The organism is Marivita lacus, from assembly GCF_014637725.1.
Taxonomy (GTDB): Bacteria; Pseudomonadota; Alphaproteobacteria; order Rhodobacterales; family Rhodobacteraceae; genus Marivita; species Marivita lacus.
The window spans coordinates 39,499-62,333 of sequence record NZ_BMFC01000018.1; the positions used below are offsets into that span (position 1 = coordinate 39,499).

Consider the following 22,835-nt stretch of genomic DNA (forward strand, 5'->3'; position numbering starts at 1 on the left):
CAAGGGCTATGCTACGCAGATGTCAACCGCGCCCGTGAGGCCGGACGACGGAGGAGACAGATTTGACCCAGACCGACAGCCGATCGATCGACATGCCCGTGGGTGTCGTGATTCAGCGCCGTCCCGGCGTGACACGCTGGCAGAAATGGGCCTACGCGCCCACGGCTTTGTTGCCCGGCGCGGGGCCTGCGCACTGGAAATTGTTGCGCGAAGAAGGCGACATTTCCGAATACCATGTCGGCACCGCGACCCTGACCCTGTGGCGCACCGATGCCGAGGCCTACCGCATCGGTCTCGCGGAACCCGTGGTTTCCGCCTACGTGGTGCTGCAACCGGGTGCTGACGAATTTCCCTACAAGATCAAGCTGATCACCGCCAACCCGCACGAGGCGATGCAATATACCGATGGCGGCGAGGACGTGGTGGAAAAGGTGCCGATGCCCCCTGCCCTTGTCGCCTGGGTGCAGGACTGGACCGACCAGCATTTCGTCGAGGAACCCTTCGTGAAGCGCAAGCGCAAGCGCTACCACGAGGACAAGGTCGAAGACGGCAAGGGGGATCCGCGCATCGCGCAGGTCAGCGATGTGTACCGCGCGCCCACGACCTCGCGAAAGGCGCGCCCGTAATGAGCCGCGGATCGGATTTCTGGTCCCGCCGCAAGGCAAAGGTCGAGGCCGAGCAGGCGGAAGAGACCCGCAAGGTCGAAGAAGCCGAGATCGAGGCGACGCAAAAGCAGCTTGAAGAAAAGACCGACGCCGAGATCCTCGAAGAGTTCGGATTGCCCGATCCGGACACTCTGGAGCCTGGACAGAACATCGCCGGTTTCATGAACAAGGCGGTGCCGGAACGTCTGCGCCGCCGGGCGATGCGGCAGCTGTGGCGGCTCAACCCGGTGCTCGCCAATCTTGACGGGCTGAACGATTACGACGGCGATTTCACCAATGCGGCCACCGATGCGCCGGGGGTCAAGACGGCCTACCAGGTGGGCAAGGGAATGCTGCGCCACGTGCAGGCGCTCGAAGAACAGGAGCGCGCCAAGCTGGCGGCGCAGAACGGCGAACACATTGATACCCCAGAGAATCTGTCGGAAATCGCCCTGCCTGTCGCATCCGATGAAGAATTTCCGCCAACCCCGGAAATTCCGGAAAATCTGCAGGATAATGCAAGTGCTGCACCTGCATCTACGACCATGGTCGTGGGTGAAGGCGGCGAGGATCAATATGACGTCGGCACACCATTGGATACTGTAAACGAGGAACCTGTGCGTCCCAGACGGATGCGCTTCAGACTTGAAAGTGAGACTTGATGACAATGAGCGCGGCTCAGCCCACGCCATCGGTGTCAGACGAGGACCGTCTTCGGGCGGATCTTTACAATTATCTGGGCCTGATCCTGTCGGCACCGCCGGACGAGCTTTTGCTCGCACAGACCGCGGGCCTCACCGGCGATGACACGGACCTTGGGCAGGCGATCACCCGGCTTGCCGAGTGCGCCCGCACAACCACGCCGCAGCAGGCCGAACGCGAGTTCAACAAGCTGTTCATCGGTCTGGGTCGCGGCGAGCTACTGCCCTATGCCAGTTTCTACCTGACAGGATTTCTGCATGAAAAGCCGCTCGCGGTTCTGCGCACCGATCTCTCGGCGCGCCGCATCGAACGTGCGGCCAATGTCTATGAACCCGAAGACAACATCGCCACGCTGATGGAAGTGATGGGCGGGTTGATCGTCGGGCGCTTTGCAGCGCCATCGACGCTCGAGGATCAGAAGACATTTTTCAACCGCCATGTCGCGCCATGGGCGGGGCATTTCTATGCCGATCTGGAAACCGCCAAGACCGCGATGCTCTACAGCGCGGTCGGGTCGGTCGGAAAGGCATTCATGAAGATTGAACGCGAAGCGTTCAGACTGACCCCGGCCTGAAGGCAGGCAAGGGTCAAAAGCACCAGGCGGGCAACCGTCACCTTGCGGCCCACGGGTCGCACCAATCAGAAAGAAGGGAGGAACCTTCCATGACTGAGAAACCCGAGGCGTCCGCAAGCCGCCGTGCTTTTCTGAAACTGGCAGGCACCGCAGCCCCGGCTGCCGTGGCGGCTGTCGCCGTATCCGGCACCGAGGCCGAAGCGGCGGAAACGCCCAAGGCGAATGGCCGGATGCAGGACACGGCGCATACCCGCGCCTACCTGGCCAGCACCCGCTTCTAAGAGCTCACACATCACCCCTTCTGCACCCGGTATGGCCGGATGCAGACCGCAACCCAGCCAACGGCGTCAGACGCCCCAGGTAGCTTGAGAGGGACACCATGCTAAGAAAGAAAACCGGAGGGCTGACACGGCGCGCTGCGCGGACCGGCCTGATTTCGGAAATCTCCAACAAATCCGTCGACAGACGCTCGTTCCTGCGCGGATCGGGCCTTGCCATCGGTGGTCTTGCCGCGATCAGCGCCACCGGCGGCGCGGTCACGCAGGCCAGCGCGCAATCCGCCGTCAACGGCGCGGTCCAGACCGTCAAGTCGGTCTGCACGCATTGCTCGGTCGGCTGTACCGTCGTTGCCGAAGTCAGCAACGGCGTCTGGATCGGCCAGGAACCCGGCTGGGACAGCCCGTTCAACCTTGGTGCGCACTGCGCCAAGGGTGCCGCCGTCCGCGAGCACGCCCATGGTGAACGCCGCCTCAAGTACCCGATGAAGAAAGAGGGTGGTGAGTGGAAGCGCATCTCGTGGGAACAGGCGATCTCCGAGATCGGTGACAAGATGCTTCAGGTCCGCGACGAAAGCGGTCCGGATTCGGTCTACTGGCTGGGGTCCGCCAAGCACAACAACGAACAGGCGTACCTGATGCGCAAGTTCGCGGCCTACTGGGGCACGAACAACGTCGACCACCAGGCGCGGATCTGTCACTCGACCACCGTGGCCGGCGTGGCGAACACATGGGGCTACGGCGCCATGACCAACAGCTACAACGACATGCACAACAGCCGCGCAATCTTCCTGATCGGCGGCAACCCTGCCGAAGCGCACCCGGTGTCCCTGCTCCACATCCTCAAGGCGAAGGAACAGAACAACGCCCCCGTGATCGTCTGCGATCCGCGCTTCACGCGCACCGCGGCCCATGCGGATGAATATGTCCGCTTCCGTCCCGGTTCGGACGTGGCGCTGGTCTGGGGTATCCTCTGGCACATCTTCGAGAACGGCTGGGAGGACAAGGAGTTCATCCGCACCCGTGTCTGGGGCATGGACCAGATCAAGGAAGAAGTCGCCCGCTGGACTCCGGAAGAGGTGGAGCGCGTCACCGGCGCCCCCGGTTCGCAGCTTGAACGCGTGGCCCGTACGCTGGCCAACAACCGTCCCGGCACCGTGATCTGGTGCATGGGCGGCACCCAGCACACCAACGGCAACAACAACACCCGCGCCTATTGCGTGCTCCAGCTTGCCCTTGGCAACATGGGAACCGAAGGCGGCGGCACCAACATCTTCCGCGGCCACGACAACGTGCAGGGTGCCACCGATTTTGGCGTGGTTGCCGATTCGCTGCCCGGCTATTACGGTCTTGCGCCGGGATCGTGGGCCCATTGGGCGCGCGTCTGGAACGAGGATCTTGACTGGCTGAAGGCACAGTTCTCGCAGGAAATGGTCGGGGATACCCCGATGATGAACCTGACGGGCATCCCGGTGTCCCGCTGGATCGACGGTGTTCTGGAAGACAAGGAAAACATTGACCAGCCGGACAACACCCGCGTCATGGTTCTGTGGGGCCACGCGCCCAACTCGCAGACCCGACTGCCGGAAATGAAGACGGCGATGGAAAAGCTCGACACGCTTGTCGTGATCGACCCCTTCCCAACAGTCTCTGCCGTCCTGCATGACCGCACCGATGGTGTCTACCTGCTGCCGGCAACGACACAGTTCGAAACCCGTGGCTCCGTCACCGCATCGAACCGGTCTCTCCAGTGGCGCGATCAGATCATGGCCCCGATGTTCGAGTCGAAGGTGGACCACGAGATCATCGCCCTGTTTGCGCAGAAGTTCGGGTTCCACGACCGCCTGTTCCGCAACATCGCACTGGAAGACGACGGTCTGACCCCGGTGATCGAAGATGTCACCCGCGAGTTCAACCGCGGCATGTGGACGATCGGCTATACCGGCCAGTCGCCCGAGCGGCTCAAGATGCACATGGCCAACCAGCATACCTTTGACCGCACGACGCTGCGGGCCAATGGCGGCCCGGCCGATGGCGACTTCTACGGGTTGCCGTGGCCCTGCTGGGGCACACCCGAGATGAACCATCCCGGAACGGCGAACCTTTATGACATGTCGTTGCCGGTCTCCAAGGGTGGCCTCACATTCCGCGCCCGCTTTGGCGTGGAAAAGGATGGCGACAACCTTCTGGCCGAGGGCGTCTATTCGCAGAACTCGGAAATCCAGGACGGTTACCCCGAATTCACCATGCAGATGCTGGTCGATCTGGGCTGGGACGGCGATCTGACCCCGTATGAACGGGCGATGATCGAATATGTCTCGGGTCTGCGCGGTGCAGTGCCAGGTCAGAGCGAACTTGGAGAGACAAGCCAGCAGGGCGAGATCCCGTCCGACTACACGGCAAAGGTCGGTGGCGTGAACTGGAAGACCGACCTCTCGGGCGGCATCCAGCGCGTTGCGATCAAGCACGAATGCGCGCCCTTCGGCAACGCCAAGGCCCGTGCGGTCGTGTGGACCTTCCCCGATCCGGTTCCCGTTCACCGCGAACCGCTCTACACAAACCGCTATGACCTTGTGGCCGATTACCCGACCTACGAGGACAAGAAGTTCTGGCGCGTGCCGACAATGTACAAGTCGATCCAGGCCAACGACTTCTCCAAGGACTTCCCGATCATCCTCACCTCCGGCCGTCTGGTCGAATACGAGGGCGGTGGCGACGAGACACGGTCGAACCCGTGGCTGGCCGAACTGCAGCAGGACATGTTCATCGAGATCAACCCGCGCGACGCCAACGATCTGGGTGTGCGGGACGGTGCGCAGGTCTGGGTCGAAGGTCCTGAAGGCGGCAAGGTCAAGGTCATGGCCATGCTGACCGAAAGGGTCGCTCCGGGTGTCGCGTTCATGCCCTTCCACTTCGGCGGGCATTACCAGGGCGAGGACCAGCGGTCCAAGTACCCGGAAGGCGCGGACCCTTACGTCTTGGGTGAATCGACAAACACCGCACAGACCTACGGATACGACTCGGTGACCCAGATGCAGGAAACCAAGGCAACCCTTTGCAAGATCATGGCAGCTTAAGGAGTTCATGAGACATGGCACGAGCTAAATTTCTTGTCGACGCCGAACGCTGCATCGAATGCAACGCCTGCGTCACGGCCTGTAAGAACGAGCACGAAGTTCCGTGGGGCATCAACCGCCGCAAGGTGGTGACCATCAATGATGGCAAGCCCGGCGAACGGTCGATCTCCGTGGCCTGCATGCACTGTTCGGACGCGCCCTGCATGGCCGTCTGCCCGGTGGATTGCTTCTACCAGAACGAAGAAGGCGTGGTCCTGCACTCCAAGGACCTGTGCATCGGCTGCGGCTACTGCTTCTACGCCTGCCCCTTCGGCGCACCGCAATACCCGCAAGCGGGCAATTTCGGCAGCCGTGGCAAGATGGACAAGTGCACCTTCTGCGCCGGTGGCCCGGAAGAGAACCACTCCGCAGCCGAGTTCGCCAAGTATGGCCGCAACCGGATCGACGAAGGCAAGCTGCCGATCTGCGCCGAGATGTGCGCAACCAAGGCATTGCTGGCCGGGGATGGCGACGTTGTCGCCTCGATCTACCGCGAGCGTGTCGTGGCCCGTGGCTTCGGCTCCGGCGCCTGGGGCTGGGGCACCGCCTACGACATGAAGGACGGCTGATCGTCTTACGGGCCGTTGAACAAACAAAAGCCCCGGAGGTCGCTCCGGGGCTTTTTCGTTTGAGGTGGGTGGGTGGGCGTGCCGGGCTGAAGCCCGGTCTACGCGTTTGGGTCCGGTCGGGACTGATCCCGCCGGTCTTTTCATCGTGGGCCGGGTATCTGCCCGGCTTCGCATCCATGTCTTTCAAGAAAGAAGCGGCGCCGCCCTGTTGGGCCTGACGGTTCTCTCAAATCCCCGATTTAACGGGCGACCTGTACTCCGGGGGTGCCGGAGCCTGTGAAGACCGGTCTCTCAAGGTCAGCCTTCCGGCATGTGAGAGAAATGTCAGTGTCGTGTCGCGGCATGGGAGTGACCCTTCCCGCTCAAAGCGCTTTGTGTGGGGGAAGGTGCCTCCGGAGCGTTAAGGTTTTGCGAACGCTGCGCGCGGTGAGGCTAAGTGCTCACGCCTCAATGTCCATCCACACCGGCAGGTGGTCGGACGCGCGCCGCGCCTCGCCCTCTGCGAACACCCCTGCCCCGGCCACCCGCAAGCCGCGCCCGACCGCGAACCGATCCAGCGGGGCAACCGGGCGCGAGGCGTGAAAGCTCCGGCCCGGGCTGACGACATCGAAGGCATGTTCCAGAATGTCGAACCCGATGCGCGGCGACCATTCGTTGAAATCGCCGGCAATCACGGCGCGGTCGGTCTTCGCGGTCAGCTCTTCCAGCAGATGCGCCAGTTGCAATTGCCGACAGCCGCGCCGCAGACCCAGATGTGTGCCCACGAGGGTCAGGCTGGTTCCCGGCCCTTCCAGATCGGCGAGCAACGCCCCGCGCGGCTCGATCCCCGGCAGGCTGAGCCGTTCGGTCGCACTCACCCGCCAACCCTCCCGCACCAGGAGCGCATTGCCATGCCAGCCCGAGCTTGGCCCGTTGGTCACCCGCAGCACGCGCAGCCCTGTCTGATCGAACAGCGCATCAGGGGGCAGCACTGAAGGGCGCGCGCCCAGACGTTTGTCCGCCTCCTGCAACGCCACCACATCGGCATCGAGCGCGGCCAGAACCCGGATGATCCGCAGCGGATCACGCCGCCAGTCCAGACCCACCGCCTTGCGGATGTTGTAGCTCGCGATCCGCATCACAGCACCGGCGCGAACAGGCGGGCGACGCGGGCGACCATGCCGGTGAGGAAGGGGCGGTCCGACAGGTCCGTATCGACGCGGGTGGCGTTGTCGAAATCCGCGGTCAGCATCTTTTCCACCGCATCAGCGGCGCTCTTGCCCTCGAAAAGCACGGTCAGTTCGAAGTTCAACAGCCCCGACCGGATGTCGAGGTTGATCGACCCGACGGACACGATGTCGTCATCCACCAGCGCCACTTTCTGGTGTGTGAAGGCAGGATCATAGGTCCAGACCTCGCCGCCGACTGCACGCAGGTCGTCGAAATAGGCCATGGCCGCGAAATAGGTGAGGTAATGATCAGCACGCCCCGGCACGAGAATCCTGAGATCGACGCCGCGCAGGGCGGCAAAGCGCAGCGCGGTCAGCACGTCGCGGTCGGGAACGAAATAGGGCGACGCGATCCAGAGGCGGTGCTGCGCGACATGGGCCAGCGCGATGAAATAGAGATTGCCCGCCGCGGTCTCCTCGGCCGGGGACGGGGCAAGCGAAACCGCCTTGAGCGGTCCAACCTCGTCGGGGGTGCAGGCGGCAATCTCGCTGAGGTCTTCGCCGGTCGCCCATCTCCAATCCGACGCGAAGTGCAGCGCCAGCTGTTCCACGATCGGGCCACGAACGCGGATGAACGTGTCGCGCCACGCCCCCATCGAGGGGTCCCGTCCGAGATAGGTGCGCGACATGTTGAGCCCGCCGGTAAAGGCCAGTTCATTGTCGACCACCACAAGCTTGCGGTGGTTGCGGTAATTGAACTGAAACCGCCCCAGCAGGCGTTTCGGCCCGCTGGGGCGCGCCATATGGATACCGGCATCCTGCAACGCGCGCTTGAAACTGCGGGGCAGGCCGATGAACGGCAATTCGTCGTGCAGCAGCCAGACGGACACCCCTGCCCGCGCCCTTTCGATCAGCGCATCGCGCAATTCGCGCCCGACCTCGTCATCCTTGATCGTGTAGTACTGGACAAAGAGTGTCTTCTGCGAGGTTCCGATCGCGCCGAACACCGCGTCATAGGTCGCCTCACCGTCGATCAGAAGCTCCATGTCATTGCCCTCGGTGACGGGCAGGCGCGCGATGCGGGCAAACGTATCAAGCCGGGAGGGTGTATCGGCGACACGCGCCTCCGAGGCCATGTCGAAAATGTCTTCGTCCGATTGACGGCGTTCGCGTTCGAAACTCTTGTAGTCGGCATAGCCGAACACGAGGTACAACACCGTGCCCAGCAGCGGCAAAAGCAGGATCAGCAGGATCCACGCCGTCGCCCCCTGCGGCGTCCGGGACGTCAGCACCGCGCGATAGGACACCACCAGCGCAAGCCCCCCGAGACCCACCGCGATGGCCACATTGGAAATGGTCAGGACATCAGCCATCAGACGACGCCTTGAAACCCTGAAAAATGGCGGAATTGCTTGCTGTTGGCATCATCTTGAGTATCCTGTCAAAGGTACATGAAGCGCCCATGTTTCGCGGGTCGCCATTGCCATCGGACATGGTCAAACTTGGCCCCAAAACACTGAATTTCGCAAGGCTGGGCGCATCTTTCGCCCGTTAGGGAGGACGCAGGGACATGCGTGACATTCGACACTTCATCCTTGGTTGCATTGTGGCCGCTCTGGCTTTCATCGGTCTGGTGTCGTCGTTGACACCGGGCATGGTCAACGCACAAGAGGCCGGTTCCGTTGCACCGCAAACCGAGATCGACCGCTCTGCCACCGGCGGCGCGCCAACACTCGAGGACATCATGCGCCGGCAACAGGGCCTGCCGGTCGATAATTCCGAACGTGCGGCAAATGTCGGCGACCCCTCGGGGGCGGCGAACCTCTCGGACCAGCTTGGCACATTGGGCGGTGCGTCCGACCCGGACCTGTGGCGCGGCATGCGGTTCAACGAAGCGGATGTGACGACGCAGGTGCGTGGACCGGCGGCCGAAGTGCTGATCCAGGATCGCGGCATGTGGTGGCTGCAGTTCCGCGAAGGCCCGTTGCTGACCTATGGCGGCTACCTTCTGCTGGGCACGATCGGCCTGCTGGCGCTGTTCTTCCTCATCCGGGGACGGGTCAAGATCGACGGCGAAAAGACCGGACGGCGGATCGAGCGGTTCAAGAATTTCGAACGCTTCGGCCATTGGCTTTTGGCCGGGTCCTTCATCGTGTTGGGGATCACGGGTCTGGTGTCCCTCATGGGGCGCAAGTTCATGATCCCTGTGATGGGACATGAAAGCTATGCGCTGATTGCAGGGGCTTCGAAATGGGTCCACAACAACGTCTCCTGGGCGTTCATGCTGGCGCTGGTGATGATCTTCGTGATGTGGGTCGTGCACAACTTTCCCGACAAGACCGACCTCAAGTGGCTGGCCATGGGCGGCGGGCTGTTTGGTGGCGGGCACCCGCCGGCCAAGAAGTTCAACGCCGGTCAGAAACTGATCTTCTGGTCCACGATCGTTCTGGGCGCGTCGATCTCTGTTTCGGGGATTTCGCTGCTGTTCCCCTTCGAATTGCCGCTTTTTGCCAAAACGTTCGCCATCCTGAACAGCACCGGCCTGCCCGAGATGTTCGGCTTCGGCATCCTGCAGGAAACCATGACACCGCATGAAGAAATGCAATATGCCCAACTCTGGCACGCCATCGTCAGCTTCGTGCTGATGTCGATCATCCTTGCGCATATCTATATCGGGTCGCTCGGCATGGAGGGTGCCTATGACGCGATGGGATCCGGCATGGTCGAAGAACAATGGGCCAAGGAACACCACAGCCTGTGGGTCGAAGAGGTCAAGGAACGCGAAGGCAAGGCTCCAAGCGGTGCCACCCCTGCCGAATGACATGCGCCGCGCTCTGATCACCTCTGCCGCCCTGTTCTGTGCGACGACCGGGGCAGCGGACGAGTTCTTTACGCTACAAGGTCACGGCGGTCCCATCATGGGGATCGCCGTGTCCGAGACCGACCAGATCGCAACGGTGAGTTTCGACAATGCCGTCGGGCTTTGGTCGGGGTCCGATCCTCTTTGGTTCGACGGCCACGAGGCAGCGGTGAATGCCGTGCTGTTCGCTCCGGATGGCACGGTCTATTCGGCGGGCGATGATTTTACCTTGCGGGTCTGGGCGGCGGACGGCACCGCGCAGGCGGTCCGGGACGGGCACAGGGGCAAGGTCGTGTCTTTGGCGCTTTCCCCGGATGGTACATTGGTCGCGTCGGCCAGTTGGGATGGCAGCATCGGGCTCTGGCCCGTGGATGGCTCAGAGCCGCGCTTCCTGACGGGACATGGCGGGCCGGTGAATGACGTGGCCTTTTCCCAGGACGGGCGGGGGCTTTATTCCGCCTCTGCCGATGGCAGCATCCGGTTGTGGGATCTGGAAACCGGCAGCGAACGCCAGCGGGTGATCGAGCACGGGTTCGGCGTCAACGAGCTGGAACTGAACGAAGACGCGGGCTGGCTGGCCTATGGCGCGGTGGATGGCGGCACCCGTGTGCTTGATCTGGCAAGCGGTGACACGCTGGCCGACCTGACGCTGGAACGCCGCCCGATCCTGGCGATGGCGACAAGCCCGGATGGCGACCTGCTCGCTGTCGGGGATGGCGAAGGCTACATCATGGTGGTGGAGACGCCCGAGTGGCGCATCGCCCGCGATTTCCGCGCAACCGAACGCGGGCCGGTCTGGGCGCTTGCGTTCTCGCGGGATGGCGGCAACATCCATGCAGGCGGGCTTGATCCGCGCCTGTATTCCTGGCCCATCGCCGCGATGGACGAAGCCGACCCGATGGCCACCGGATCCCCCGGCTTTCTGGCGGCGGCGGACACCATGCCCAACGGCGAACGGCAGTTCATGCGCAAGTGTTCGATCTGCCACACGTTGACACCCGGCAGCGCGCGCCGCGCCGGGCCAAGCCTGTATGACCTGTTCGGCCGCAGGGCGGGCACGGTCGAGGATTACAGCTATTCCGACGCCCTTGATGGATCGACCATCATTTGGGACGAGGACACGATTGATGCTCTTTTCGACATCGGACCAGAGCATTACATACCCGGCACCAAGATGCCGATGCAGCGGATCACGGGCGCGCAGGACCGTGCCGATCTCGTGACCTACCTGCGCACAGAAACCGCTCCTGAGGAGAGTTCGCAGTGAAAGCCATGCTCGTTGGATTTGTCGCCATCGCCGTGATCGCCGTTGGCGCCGATTACACCCTCGACCAGATGGGGTGGAGCGCCGCCGAACAGGGCGCGTCCTCCTCATCTGTCCGGTTGGGGAACTGAACCGTCAGGTTCCGACCTGAAGCACCGACGTTTTCTGACGCAGCATCGCAATGACGCTGAGCGCGGTGATTTTTCCTGTTGCGGGGTTTTCCTCGGTCGGGCGGTTCTGGATCGTCATGGTGAAGTCTGACGAGTCCGACACCACGCGGACGGTGTGCTGGTTCTTTTCCAGTGCCGGATCGGCCCAGACTTCCATGCGGGTCTTGTCGGTGCCGTAGCCCGCAAGGCTGACCGCGACGGCGACGTTCACGTTTGCCGGGAACACCTTGGCGACATCCGTAACCGCCCCGCCAAGCACCAGTTTCGCTTCCGTCAGGTTGCTGAGGTCGATGTTGTTGTCGATCACGTAAGGCGCCTTGGCCAGACCGGCGACGGGTTTGCGGGTTTCGATCACCACGGAGACCAGATTACCGACAGCGGCCCCCTTGATCGCATCAAGTCCGAGGATCGCGCCGGAGGGGATGAGGATTTTCGCACCGGTCTGCGCCGCCTTGTCCAGCAGCGCCTGCTGGCCCATGAGCTGGCTGGCCGACAGGACCACAAGTTCCTTGCCCGCGTCGATGACCGGCACAGCCAGATCCATGAAAAGCTGCGGCGGCAGGGTTTCGATGATGATGTCGCAATGATCCGCGATCTCGTTCAGCGCATAGACCGGCACCGGTGTGGCCAGGGTGGCGTTCGCCTCTGCCGCGCGGTCTGCATTGCGCGCGCTGATGCCCGCAAGTTCGCAGCCGGGAATGCCGCCCCGGTCCAGTTCCTGTGCGACGTGCAGCCCGATCGCGCCCAGTCCTGCAATTCCGATTTTCATGCCTGATACCTTTTGACCATTTCGACAATCCTGTGTGCGGCCGCGACAGATGCCGCGTGATCCTGTGAGAAATTCAGCCGGATGCTGGAGGTGGTGTGGGGCGAAAACTCGGACCCCGGCGTGACGGTGACACCAGCCTGAAGGCGCAAGAGGCGCGCGAAATCCTCGGGCGAGACGACCAGTTCGGGAAGCTCCGGAAAGAGATAACTGCCCGCCTGCGGACAGGCGGTGGGCAGGCCAGCGGCGCGGAAGACCTTGAGCAGGTCGTCGCGGATCGCCTCGTGCTGGGCGATGCGGGTGTCCATCCAGCCGTCGGGTTCGTGGAACCATGTGCCGAGGGCGGCTTGGGAATAGCCCGCAGCGCGCAGGGACACGATGGCCTGCAATTTCTCCATCCGGTCGATCAGCGGGGCCGAACCGAAGGCCACGCCAAGGCGGAAACCGCTGAGCGACTCGGTTTTCGAGGGGCCCATGATCGTGATGAGGTTATCCGGCCGGGTCGCGCAGGCGCGCATGTGGGTGTAGCCTTGCCCGCTGTAGAGCAGGCGGGAATAGAGCTGATCGACGATCACGGTCACGTTGTGCTCTGCCGCAAGACGGGCGATTTCGGTGATCGCGTCCTGCTGGGTGACAACGCCCGTGGGGTTGTTGGGGGTCGAGAAGACCAGCACTTCGGCACCGTCCTTGAACGCGGCTTCCAACTGCGCGAGGTCCGGGCCGCGCTGCGGGGCGTCTTCATGGTAGTGCAACGCGACGGGCAGGATCTCACCGCCGAAAAAGGCGACCAGTTTGCGGTTGGCAAAGTAATCCGGCTCCATGATCGCGACCTTGGTGCCTCGGTCAACGACAGCGCCAAGCGCGAGGAACAGCGCGCCCTGGGTGCCGGGTGTGATGATCAACTCGTCCACCGGATCGACCGGCGCGCCGGTGAAGGCGGCAAGGCTGGCGGCCACGTCCTGGCGGATGGTGGCCGCACCGCGATATTCGGTATAGGCTTGGGACGCGCCGGCCTCGAACCCCTTTTCCCACGCGTTGCGGGCACCGGGGGTGGGCTCGAACGCGTCAACGTCGCCATGCGAGAAATCCACCGGGACACCGGGGATCATGTCTCCGCGCATCACCGATTTCAGATCATCCGCGTTCTGGCGGACCTCCTGCCCCGGCGCGTTGTCCGCGCCAAGACGTGCGAATTTCGCATCAAGACTGCTCATCTTCACCTCCCTGTTGGTGATCCTGTCTAGCCCGGCTTTCCGTCTTGCGCCAGTTCCACGACGCGCTCAGACTGCTTGCGCCGCTGTTAGCGCTGACGTAATGCTGCGGCATGTTTTTGGGCATCGACATAGGCACATCCGCGGTCAAGGTGATCTGCACCGATGGCACGGCGATCCACGCATCGGCGAGTGCCGATCTGACGGTTCAATCCCCGCAGTCCGGCTGGTCCGAGCAAGATCCGCATGCCTGGTGGGCGGCGACCTGCACGGCGCTGGCCGAGATCGGTCAGACGCGGTCTTTGTCCGAGGTCACGGCGATTGGGCTGTCGGGGCAGATGCATGGCGCTGTGCTTCTGGACAGCGCGCATCAGGTGTTGCGCCCGGCGATCCTGTGGAATGACAGCCGGTCGATCGAGGAATGCGCGCGATTGCAAGAGGCGCTGCCTGAAATCGGGACGATTGCGGGCGTGCTGCCCCTGCCCGGCTTTACCGCGCCCAAGCTGATGTGGGTCGCGCGGCAGGAGCCGGAGGTGCATGCGCGGATCGCGCATGTCCTGTTACCCAAGGATTACATCGGATTGCGCTTGCACGGCGGGCTTGCCACGGATCGGTCGGACGCGGCGGGGACACTGTGGCTGGATCAGGCCGCGCGAGAGTGGAGCGGTGCGGTTGCCGAAGCCAGTGACACGTATTTAGGCTGGCTGCCGCGTCTGGCGGATGGGCATGAGGTGGTTGGTCAGCTCACGGCTACCGCCGCAACCGCAACCGGGTTGCCCGCAGATGTTCCGGTTGTCGCTGGGGGCGGCGATGCGGCCACGGGGGCTGTGTCCCTGGGGGCGACGGAACCGGGGCGCGGGTTCATCTCGCTTGGCACTTCGGGGCAGTTGTTCGTGGCGGGCGATGCGTATCATCCGAACCCGGCCAAGTTCGTGCACGCCTTTGCGCATACGGTGCCCGGGCGTTGGTACCAGATGGCGGCGATGCTGAACGGCGCGCGGCCCATCGCGTGGCTGGCCGGGCAATTGGGGATCAGCGCGGGTGAGGTTGTGGCGCTGGCCGAACGTGCCGATGCAGCGCGGGTGCCGATCTTCCTGCCTTACCTTACCGGCGAACGCAGTCCGCATGGTGATCCGCATATTCGCGCTGGGTTCTTTGGGCTGGAGGACAGCACGGAGCGCGCGGACCTCTGTCGCGCGGTGGTCGAAGCGGTGGCGTTCACCTTTGCCGACGCGGTCGAGAGTTTCGGCGACTCCATCACCGGGTTGCCGCATCTGGCGGCCATCGGCGGGGGCAGCAGGTCACCCTTTCTGTTGCAGTTGATCGCCAACGCAACCGGCCAGCGCATCGGGCGCACGGTTGGGTCGGATGCAGGACCTGCGCTGGGGGCGGCGCGGCTGGCGGCTTGCGGCGCGGGCGCGATGAGCCTGTCGGATCTGGCTCAAGAGCCGGATATCGCGGATTGGTTCGAGCCGAAGCGCGTGCCGGAACTGGAGGATCGTTTGCGGCGGTACCGCGCGCTCTATCAGGCGCTGAAAACGCTGCGCTGACCCACACGGACGGTGGGACTGCCGCTTTTTCCAGCCAAGACCGCCACGGCGGACACAAACTTTACGTGCAATATTGATTTTTTGCGCGCGATAAGAAAGTGTCACACAAAACCCAGTGACGACAGTTGCACAGACAGGGGCCGGCCATGGCGCACTCCGAGATCCGGAACATGGAAGAATTCGCCGCCATCAGCGGAATCTCCCGGCCCACCGTGTCGAAATATTTTCACGATCCCAGCAGCGTGCGCAAATCCACGCGGATGCGGATCGAGGCGGCTTTGGAGAAGTACGACTACCGGCCCAACATCTACGCGATGAACCAGAACCGGAAGCTGACCAAGAATATCGGCATCGTGGTGCCCTATCTGGCCGACCCGTTTTTCGGCGAGATCGTGCGCATGATCGAAGGACGCTGCATCGAGGCAGGATTCACGCCGTCGCTGTTCAGCGCACATGGCGATCAGGCCCATGAGAATGCCATTCTGGACAGTTTGCGGTCGATGAAACCAGCGGGTGTGCTGTTGGCGCCATTGGGGCGGCAGTCGGACAAATCGGCCATCGAGACCTTCTGCAAACACGTTCCCACGGTGCTTTTTGACAGCAATATCGACGGGATGGGCGAGGCGTTTGTCGGATCGGACAACCACAGTTTCGTATCGCAGACGGTGGAATACCTGAGCCGCACCGGCGAGGCGCCGTGTTTTTTCGAGATGCGGACGCCCGCCAACCCGAACGCCAACAAGCGGCGGATCGCGTATCTGTCGATGATGGAGCGGTTGGGTCTGGAGCCGCATGTCGTCAAGGTGGACGGCACCGGTTGGGGGTTCGAGGAGATCGGGCGCAGGGGTGGCTTGAAGCTGCTGTCGGAAAAGTCGCTGCCGACCAACACGGTGCTGTGCAGCAATGACCGTCTGGCGATCGGGCTTCTGGCGGCCTGTTACGAAAGCGGTGTGCGGGTCGGGCGCGGAGCGGATTGCGCCTTGCGAGTCGCGTCGCATGACGATCATCCGTTCTCGCGGTTTACCTGCCCGTCGCTGACCACGGCGGCGCATGATTACAGCGCGGTGTCCGACAACGCGGTCGAGACCCTGTTCCGCCTGATCGAGAGCGGCGGACGGCTGGAGAGCCGAACCGAAAGCCTGTTTCCGGCGCGGTTGATCATGCGGGACTCGGCCTGATAAAATTTACGCGGGTAAAAATTTTATTGACGCGGGTAAATGATTTGTTGTTGAGTGCCCCAAGGTAATCCAAAGATCAGGGAGGATTCGGATGCACCTTCGAAACGCACTTCGTGCGGCGACAGCACTGTCGCTGATTTCGGTCGGAGCCGCACAGGCAGAGACCATCACCATCGCAACAGTCAACAACGGCGACATGATCCGCATGCAGGGTTATACCGACGATTTCACGGCCAAGACCGGCCACGAGGTCGAATGGGTGACGCTCGAGGAAAACGTGCTGCGCCAGCGTGTGACCACGGACATCACCACAAAGGGTGGCCAGTTCGACATCATGACCATCGGCATGTACGAAACGCCGATCTGGGGTGCCAATGGCTGGCTTGTGCCGTTGGACGACCTTTCGGAGGAATACGATGTCGCTGACATCCTGCCCGCCATGCGCGAGGGCTTGTCCCATGACGGCACGCTTTATGCGGCACCGTTCTATGGTGAATCGTCCATGGTCATGTACCGCACGGATCTGATGGAAAAGGCCGGGCTCGAGATGCCGGAAGCGCCGACATGGCAATTCATCCGCGAAGCAGCGGCGGCAATGGATGATCCCGAGAACGACATCAACGGCATCTGTCTGCGCGGCAAGGCCGGTTGGGGCGAAGGCGGCGCGTTCATCACCGTCACCGGCAATTCGTTCGGCGCGCGCTGGTTCGACGAGGAATGGACCCCGCAATTCGATCAGCCCGAGTGGAAAGCCGCGCTCGAGTTTTACGTCAACCTGATGAACGACTACGGCCCCGAAGGCTATGCCACCAACGGGTTCAACGAGAACCTGTCGCTGTTCCAGCAGGGCAAATGCGGCATGTGGATCGACGCGACGGTTGCGGCGTCGTTCGTGACCAACCCAAGCGATTCCACCGTGGCCGACCATGTCGGCTTCGCGCTTGCTCCGAACGCGGAAGGTGTCGACAAGCGGTCGAACTGGCTTTGGGCCTGGGCGCTGGCGATCCCCGCGGGCACCCAGAAGGAAGAGGCCGCCAAGGCGTTTATCGAATGGGCCACCTCGAAAGAGTATATCGAGCTGGTCGCGGAAAATGAAGGCTGGGCCAACGTGCCTCCGGGTGCGCGGACATCGCTTTACGAGACACCCGAATATCTGGAGGTCCCGTTCGCCAAGATGACGCTTGATTCCATCAACGCGGCAGATCCGACCAATCCGACTGTGGAGCCGGTGCCCTATGTCGGCATCCAGTTCGTTGCGATCCCGGAATTCGCGGGCATGGCGACCGAAGTCAGCCAGGAGTTCTCGGCCGCCTATGCGGGGCAGCAGACCGTCGACGAGGCGCTGGCCAAGGCGCAGGCGATTGCCACCGAGGTGATGGAAGCCGCTGGCTACCGTTAAGCCCTTGGGTTGATCTTCAGAGGGCGGTCTGCGCATCGCCCTCTGACCCCAAACACCTCAACGCACTCACTTTGAACGTGGCCCAATTCTGACAGCGCGATACCCTGCGCGGGTTGGCAACGGAGGAGACGTATCCCATGGCGACGAAAGCATCCCGATCAGCGGCCCGACTGATGATGGCCCCGGCGGTTGTCCTGCTTCTGGGCTGGATGCTGGTCCCGCTGATCATGACGCTCTGGTTTTCGTTCCGCACCTACCTGCCCTTGCGCGGTGGTGATCTGGGCTGGACCGGGTTCGACAATTACGTGCGGTTTGTCAGTTCGAGCGCTTTCTGGCCTGCGGTGCAGACAACGCTGGTTCTGGTTCTTGGGGTTCTGGTGATCACCGTGTGTCTGGGTATCCTGCTGGCGATCCTTCTGGATCAGCCGATGTGGGGACAGGGCATTGTCCGTATTCTGGTGATCGCGCCCTTCTTCGTGATGCCGACCGTGTCGGCGCTGGTCTGGAAGAACATGTTCATGGATCCGGTGAACGGGCTTTTCGCGCATCTGTGGCGGTTCTTCGGGGCTGATCCGGTGAGTTGGCTGTCGGATGCCGCGATGCCGTCGATCATCCTGATCGTGAGCTGGCAATGGCTGCCTTTTGCCACGCTGATCCTGCTGACCGCGATCCAGTCGCTGGACAGCGAACAGCTTGAAGCCGCCGAGATGGACGGCGCCCCTGCCCTCAAGCGCTTTTTCTATATCATCCTTCCGCACCTGAGCCGCGCGATCACCATCGTGATCCTGATCCAGACGATCTTTCTTCTGGCGGTCTTCGCCGAGATTTTCGTCACCACGGGCGGCGCGTTCGGAACCCGCACCCTGTCCTACCTGATCTTCCAGCGTGTGCTGGAAAGCCAGAATGTCGGATTGGGCTCAGCCGGTGGTGTCTACGCCATCATCCTTGCAAACATCGTCGCGATCTTTCTCATGCGGATCGTCGGCAAGAACCTGGACAACTGATCATGGCCCGTTCTGTTTCTTCCCGCCGCAAACTGATCAACACAGGGCTTGCCTGGGCAATCGGACTGCTGATCTTTTTCCCGATCCTCTGGACGATCCTGACCAGCTTCAAGACCGAGGCGCAGGCGATTGCCAGCCCGCCGCTGTTCCTGAACTTCGACTGGACGCTTGAAAACTATGGCGTCGTGATGGAGCGGTCGAACTATGCGCGGTTCCTGTGGAATTCGATCCTGATAGCAGGTGGATCCACTATACTTGGCCTGATCGTTGCCGTGCCTGCTGCGTGGTCGATGGCGTTTGTGCCGTCGCGCCGGACCAAGGACATCCTGCTGTGGATGCTGTCGACCAAGATGCTGCCTGCGGTGGGGGTCCTGTACCCCATCTACCTGCTGTTCATTCAGCTGGGCCTGCTGGACAGCCGTGCTGGTCTGGTGATCGTGATGATGCTGATCAACCTGCCGATCATCGTCTGGATGCTTTACACCTATTTCCGCGAAATCCCTGTCGAGATCCTCGAGGCGGCGCGGATGGACGGGGCAACGTTGCGCGAAGAGGTGCTTTATATCCTCACGCCGATGGCCATTCCCGGCATCGCGTCCACGATGCTGCTGAACTTCATTCTGGCCTGGAACGAAGCGTTCTGGACGCTGAACCTGACGGCGGTGAATGCCGCCCCGCTGACCGCGTTCATTGCCAGCTATTCCAGCCCCGAAGGCCTGTTCTTTGCGAAACTCAGCGCGGCCTCGACCATGGCGATTGCGCCGATCCTCATCCTTGGCTGGTTCAGCCAAAAGCAACTTGTCCGCGGCCTGACCTTTGGCGCCGTCAAATAACGACCTGACACAAGGAACCTGATCCATGGGACAAATCACACTCAAACAGGTCACGAAAAGCTTTGGCGACGTGCAGGTCATTCCGCCTTTGGACCTGACCATCGAGGACGGCGAGTTTACTGTCTTCGTCGGCCCATCAGGCTGCGGGAAATCCACGCTCCTGCGGCTGATCGCGGGGCTTGAGGACATCACAACCGGCCATATCGAGATCGACGGCAAGGATGCGACGGATCTTGTGCCTGCCAAACGCGGTCTGGCGATGGTGTTCCAGTCCTACGCGCTGTACCCGCATATGTCGGTGCGCAAGAACATCGCGTTTCCGCTGAAGATGGCAAAGATGGCCCCTGCCGAGATCGAAAAGCGGATCGCCAATGCGGCGGCTGTTCTGAACCTCACCGATTATCTGGACCGCCGACCGGGGCAATTGTCGGGCGGTCAGCGCCAGCGCGTTGCCATCGGCCGCGCCATTGTCCGCGAACCGGCGGCGTTCCTGTTCGACGAACCGCTGTCGAACCTCGACGCGGCGCTACGTGTCGGCATGCGGCTTGAAATCAGCGAACTGCATACACGCCTCAAGACAACCATGATCTACGTGACCCACGACCAGGTCGAAGCGATGACCATGGCAGACAAGATCGTCGTGCTGCGCGCGGGCCATATCGAACAAGTGGGCAGCCCGTTGGAACTGTATCATAGACCACGCAACGAGTTTGTGGCGGGCTTTATCGGGTCGCCCAAGATGAACATCTTCGGGGGCTCCGAGGCGCAGAAATACGGAGGGACCAAGGCAGGCATCCGCCCAGAGCATATCGACGTGTCGATGACCGAGGGCACATGGAACGGCAAGGTAGGTGTGGCCGAGCATCTGGGGTCGGACACATTCATCCACGTGCATGACACCGGGCTGGCCGACATGGTCACCGTGCGCATCACCGGCGACATCTCGGTCCGGCATGGCGACACGATCTACCTGACGCCGCAGCTTGACCAGATGCACAGATTTGACGCGCAGGGGCTTCGCATCGCATGAAACGACTGGACGGAAAAACTGCCCTTATCACAGGGTCAGCGCGCGGCATCGGCCGGGCCTTTGCCGAACGCTATGTCGCGGAAGGCGCGCGCGTCGCCATTGCGGATATCGACATGACCCGTGCACAGGAGACCGCTTCACAGATCGGGGACCGCGCCATCGCGGTGCATCTGGATGTGACCGATCAGGCCAGCATCGACGCCGCGGTTGCGTCCAGTGTGGAGCAACTGGGGCAGATCGACATTCTCATCAACAATGCCGCGATCTTTACCGCAGCCCCCATCACCAAGATCACCCGCGACGATTATGCGCGTACCTTCGACATCAATGTCGCGGGCACGCTGTTCACGCTTCAGGCGGTGGCGCGGCACATGATCGACCGGGGCATCAAGGGGCGCATCATCAACATGGCGAGCCAGGCCGGGCGTCGGGGCGAGCCGCTGGTGGCGGTCTATTGCGCGACCAAGGCGGCGATCATCTCGCTGACCCAATCGGCGGGTCTCAACCTGATCACGCACGGGATCAATGTGAATGCCATCTCACCGGGAGTGGTGGATGGCGAGCACTGGGATGGCGTGGATGCGTTCTTTGCCAAGTACGAAAACAAGGCCCCCGGCCAGAAGAAACGCGAAGTCGGTGCAGCAGTGCCCTACGGGCGGATGGGCACAGCCGACGACCTGACGGGCATGGCGGTGTTTCTTGCCAGCGACGACGCCGACTATGTCGTCGCGCAATGTTACAACGTGGATGGTGGCCAATGGATGAGCTGAAACAGGAACCCGTCGCGCTGTCACTGGCCACTCTGGACCAGCTGCCGGAGGGGATCGCACGGCCGGGCTATGACCGCGCAGACCTGACACCGGGCATCGTGCATATCGGTCTGGGCAACTTCCACCGGGCGCATCAGGCATGGTACCTGCACCGGCTGATGCAAGAGGGGCAGGCGCTGGACTGGGCGATCATCGGCGCCGGTGTGCGGGCGGGCGATGCGCGTATGCGCGACAGCCTCTTGGCACAGGATTGCCTGACCACCCTCATCGAACTCGACCCTGCCGGGATCTCGGGTGAAGTCGTCGGGTCGATGGTCGATTTCCTGTCGGTCGAAGAGGACAATGCCGCGCTGATCGCCGCGATGTCCGATCCGCGCATCCGCATCGTGTCGCTGACCGTGACCGAGGGGGGCTATTTTCGCGACGCCACCGGGGCTCTGGACAGCATGCACCCGGACATCCAGCACGACATGGCTCATCCCGACACGCCGCGCACCGCCTTCGGTGCCATGGTCGCCGCACTACGGAACCGCAAGCGCGCCGGTCATGCGCCCTTTGCCGGGCAATCCTGCGACAACCTTCAGGGCAATGGCACCATTCTGCGGCAGACACTTGTGGGGCTTGCCATGGGCAGCGATCCCGATCTGGCGCGCTGGATCGACGAGTACGCCAGTTTCCCCAATTCCATGGTCGATTGCATCGTACCCGCCACTGGCGAGGCCGAACGCAGGCGCGCCCGTGCTCTGGGGATCGAGGATGCCGTGCCCGTCACCCACGAGAATTTCCGCCAATGGGTGATCGAGGATGCATTCTGCCAGGGCCGTCCGGACTGGGACAGGGTCGGTGCGACCTTCACGCGGGAGGTGCACAGCTACGAGGCGATGAAGATCCGCATGCTCAATGCCGGGCACCAGGTCTTGGCAAATGCGGGCGAGATCCTCGGGCTTCCGACAATCGCCGCCTGCATGGCGGACCCGCAGATCGCACCCTTCTTTCGCAAGGTCCAGATGGTCGAGATCGCACCTCATGTGGCCGCGGTGCCCGGCATGACACCCGAGGCCTATCTCGACCTGATCACCCGCCGATTTGCCAATCCCGAAATTCATGACACGACCCGACGGGTGGCCTTTGACGGATCATCGCGTCACGCCGGGTTTGTCCTGCCAATTCTGCGCGAAGCGCTGGCATCGGGCGCGCCGATTTCGGGGCTGGCGCTGACCGAAGCGCTCTGGGCCCGCATGTGTCATGGGACCCGCGAGGACGGGAGCATGATCGAGGCGAACGACCCGATGTGGTCCGGTCTGCAGACAACTGCGGACTTCGCCCGCGAAGAGCCTGCCGCATGGCTGCGGCAAACGCAGATTTATGGCGACCTGTCGCGGCATGAGTCGTTCGCCGCAGCATTTGAGCGCTGGTTGTCGCGGATCTGGGAAGGCGGGACGCGCGCGGCGGTGAAAGAGTATATCGAGCAGGTTTGAAACAAGCATCCGGCGCGGCTTGCATGGACCCACTCCGTCACTGGAGATAGGGTTGATGCGTGGTCACATGGAAACGGGCTATTGCTTTGCCAGGGCAGAAATCTGATGAAGCAGTGACCTGCTGACCTTGGTTCCTCGATCATAACGAGAGTCTGCGGGTGCGATTTTTCGTAAGCATTCGCTGGAGGCCGCGGTCAAGCGACCTTGACCAGGGGCGTGGCCCCGTCCCATTCCCACGGCAGCAACTCGTGCAGGCGCGAGACCGGCATATCGGAGATGCGGGCGATGATGTCG

The 22,835-nt window shown here is 62.5% G+C and carries 21 protein-coding genes; 17 read left to right on the top strand and 4 right to left on the bottom strand.

Annotated elements, in window-relative coordinates:
- The first annotated feature begins 62 nt into the window (after nucleotides 1-62).
- From IEV82_RS20870 to fdh3B, 6 genes are all read left to right on the top strand, one after another.
- Entirely contained in the window at nucleotides 63-626 is a 564-nt protein-coding gene (locus IEV82_RS20870; RefSeq protein WP_308420466.1) for a DUF3305 domain-containing protein, read from the top strand.
- Nucleotides 626-1,306 (top strand): DUF3306 domain-containing protein, encoded by a 681-nt coding sequence (locus tag IEV82_RS20875; RefSeq protein WP_188484025.1) that lies wholly within the window; start codon nucleotides 626-628, stop codon nucleotides 1,304-1,306. The genes IEV82_RS20870 and IEV82_RS20875 overlap by 1 nt, the downstream gene beginning before the upstream one ends.
- Entirely contained in the window at nucleotides 1,306-1,920 is a 615-nt protein-coding gene (locus IEV82_RS20880; RefSeq protein WP_229747954.1) for a TorD/DmsD family molecular chaperone, read from the top strand. Before IEV82_RS20875 ends, IEV82_RS20880 begins: the two co-directional genes overlap by 1 nt.
- 89 nt (nucleotides 1,921-2,009) lie before the next feature.
- Nucleotides 2,010-2,201, top strand: coding sequence for a twin-arginine translocation signal domain-containing protein (locus tag IEV82_RS20885; RefSeq protein ID WP_188484026.1), 192 nt, complete (start codon nucleotides 2,010-2,012; stop codon nucleotides 2,199-2,201).
- 98 nt (nucleotides 2,202-2,299) lie between these two features.
- Nucleotides 2,300-5,272, top strand: a complete 2,973-nt coding sequence (locus IEV82_RS20890; RefSeq protein ID WP_188484027.1) for a formate dehydrogenase subunit alpha — start codon at nucleotides 2,300-2,302, stop codon at nucleotides 5,270-5,272.
- A gap of 14 nt (nucleotides 5,273-5,286) precedes the next feature.
- Nucleotides 5,287-5,880 (top strand): formate dehydrogenase FDH3 subunit beta, encoded by a 594-nt coding sequence (gene fdh3B, locus IEV82_RS20895; protein ID WP_188484028.1) that lies wholly within the window; start codon nucleotides 5,287-5,289, stop codon nucleotides 5,878-5,880.
- Nucleotides 5,881-6,320: 440 nt separating this feature from the next.
- Here the strand turns inward: fdh3B and IEV82_RS20900 are convergent, their stop codons facing one another.
- Together IEV82_RS20900 and cls are read right to left on the bottom strand one after the other, a co-directional pair.
- Nucleotides 6,321-6,998: an endonuclease/exonuclease/phosphatase family protein gene (locus IEV82_RS20900; RefSeq protein ID WP_188484029.1), complete on the bottom strand. Its 678-nt coding sequence runs from the start codon at nucleotides 6,996-6,998 to the stop codon at nucleotides 6,321-6,323.
- A complete protein-coding gene (gene cls / locus IEV82_RS20905; RefSeq protein ID WP_188484030.1) occupies nucleotides 6,998-8,401 on the bottom strand; it encodes a cardiolipin synthase in 1,404 nt (467 codons plus the stop codon). Before cls ends, IEV82_RS20900 begins: the two co-directional genes overlap by 1 nt.
- A 281-nt stretch (nucleotides 8,402-8,682) precedes the next feature.
- Here cls and IEV82_RS20910 point away from each other — a divergent pair, with 281 nt between their 5' ends.
- From IEV82_RS20910 to IEV82_RS23945, 3 genes are read left to right on the top strand one after another with little or no spacing between them, the layout of a single operon-like run.
- Nucleotides 8,683-9,849 (top strand): formate dehydrogenase subunit gamma, encoded by a 1,167-nt coding sequence (locus IEV82_RS20910; RefSeq protein WP_188484045.1) that lies wholly within the window; start codon nucleotides 8,683-8,685, stop codon nucleotides 9,847-9,849.
- Between the two features lies 1 nt (nucleotide 9,850).
- On the top strand, nucleotides 9,851-11,155 hold the full coding sequence (locus IEV82_RS20915; protein ID WP_188484031.1) for a c-type cytochrome: 1,305 nt from the start codon (nucleotides 9,851-9,853) through the stop codon (nucleotides 11,153-11,155).
- Nucleotides 11,152-11,283: a hypothetical protein gene (locus tag IEV82_RS23945; RefSeq protein ID WP_268236141.1), complete on the top strand. Its 132-nt coding sequence runs from the start codon at nucleotides 11,152-11,154 to the stop codon at nucleotides 11,281-11,283. Before IEV82_RS20915 ends, IEV82_RS23945 begins: the two co-directional genes overlap by 4 nt.
- A gap of 4 nt (nucleotides 11,284-11,287) precedes the next feature.
- Here the strand turns inward: IEV82_RS23945 and IEV82_RS20920 are convergent, their stop codons facing one another.
- Nucleotides 11,288-12,091, bottom strand: coding sequence for an aspartate dehydrogenase (locus tag IEV82_RS20920; RefSeq protein ID WP_188484032.1), 804 nt, complete (start codon nucleotides 12,089-12,091; stop codon nucleotides 11,288-11,290).
- Nucleotides 12,088-13,302, bottom strand: coding sequence for a pyridoxal phosphate-dependent aminotransferase (locus IEV82_RS20925; RefSeq protein WP_188484033.1), 1,215 nt, complete (start codon nucleotides 13,300-13,302; stop codon nucleotides 12,088-12,090). The genes IEV82_RS20920 and IEV82_RS20925 overlap by 4 nt, the downstream gene beginning before the upstream one ends.
- 110 nt (nucleotides 13,303-13,412) lie before the next feature.
- Here IEV82_RS20925 and xylB point away from each other — a divergent pair, with 110 nt between their 5' ends.
- The 8 genes from xylB (at nucleotide 13,413) to IEV82_RS20965 (ending at nucleotide 22,541) form a co-directional block, all read left to right on the top strand.
- Entirely contained in the window at nucleotides 13,413-14,849 is a 1,437-nt protein-coding gene (gene xylB / locus IEV82_RS20930) for a xylulokinase (RefSeq protein ID WP_188484034.1), read from the top strand.
- A gap of 146 nt (nucleotides 14,850-14,995) precedes the next feature.
- Nucleotides 14,996-16,027 (top strand): LacI family DNA-binding transcriptional regulator, encoded by a 1,032-nt coding sequence (locus IEV82_RS20935; RefSeq protein WP_188484035.1) that lies wholly within the window; start codon nucleotides 14,996-14,998, stop codon nucleotides 16,025-16,027.
- A 91-nt stretch (nucleotides 16,028-16,118) separates the two neighbouring features.
- Nucleotides 16,119-17,426, top strand: a complete 1,308-nt coding sequence (locus IEV82_RS20940; RefSeq protein WP_188484036.1) for an ABC transporter substrate-binding protein — start codon at nucleotides 16,119-16,121, stop codon at nucleotides 17,424-17,426.
- Nucleotides 17,427-17,563: 137 nt separating this feature from the next.
- Entirely contained in the window at nucleotides 17,564-18,430 is an 867-nt protein-coding gene (locus IEV82_RS20945) for a carbohydrate ABC transporter permease (protein ID WP_188484037.1), read from the top strand.
- A gap of 2 nt (nucleotides 18,431-18,432) precedes the next feature.
- Entirely contained in the window at nucleotides 18,433-19,263 is an 831-nt protein-coding gene (locus IEV82_RS20950; RefSeq protein WP_188484038.1) for a carbohydrate ABC transporter permease, read from the top strand.
- A gap of 25 nt (nucleotides 19,264-19,288) precedes the next feature.
- The gene (locus tag IEV82_RS20955; protein ID WP_188484039.1) at nucleotides 19,289-20,293 is read left to right on the top strand and encodes an ABC transporter ATP-binding protein; all 1,005 of its coding nucleotides are present in this window, start codon (nucleotides 19,289-19,291) and stop codon (nucleotides 20,291-20,293) included.
- Nucleotides 20,290-21,063 (top strand): L-iditol 2-dehydrogenase, encoded by a 774-nt coding sequence (locus IEV82_RS20960; protein ID WP_188484040.1) that lies wholly within the window; start codon nucleotides 20,290-20,292, stop codon nucleotides 21,061-21,063. The genes IEV82_RS20955 and IEV82_RS20960 overlap by 4 nt, the downstream gene beginning before the upstream one ends.
- Nucleotides 21,051-22,541 (top strand): mannitol dehydrogenase family protein, encoded by a 1,491-nt coding sequence (locus tag IEV82_RS20965; RefSeq protein ID WP_188484041.1) that lies wholly within the window; start codon nucleotides 21,051-21,053, stop codon nucleotides 22,539-22,541. The genes IEV82_RS20960 and IEV82_RS20965 overlap by 13 nt, the downstream gene beginning before the upstream one ends.
- Nucleotides 22,542-22,835 lie beyond the last annotated feature (294 nt).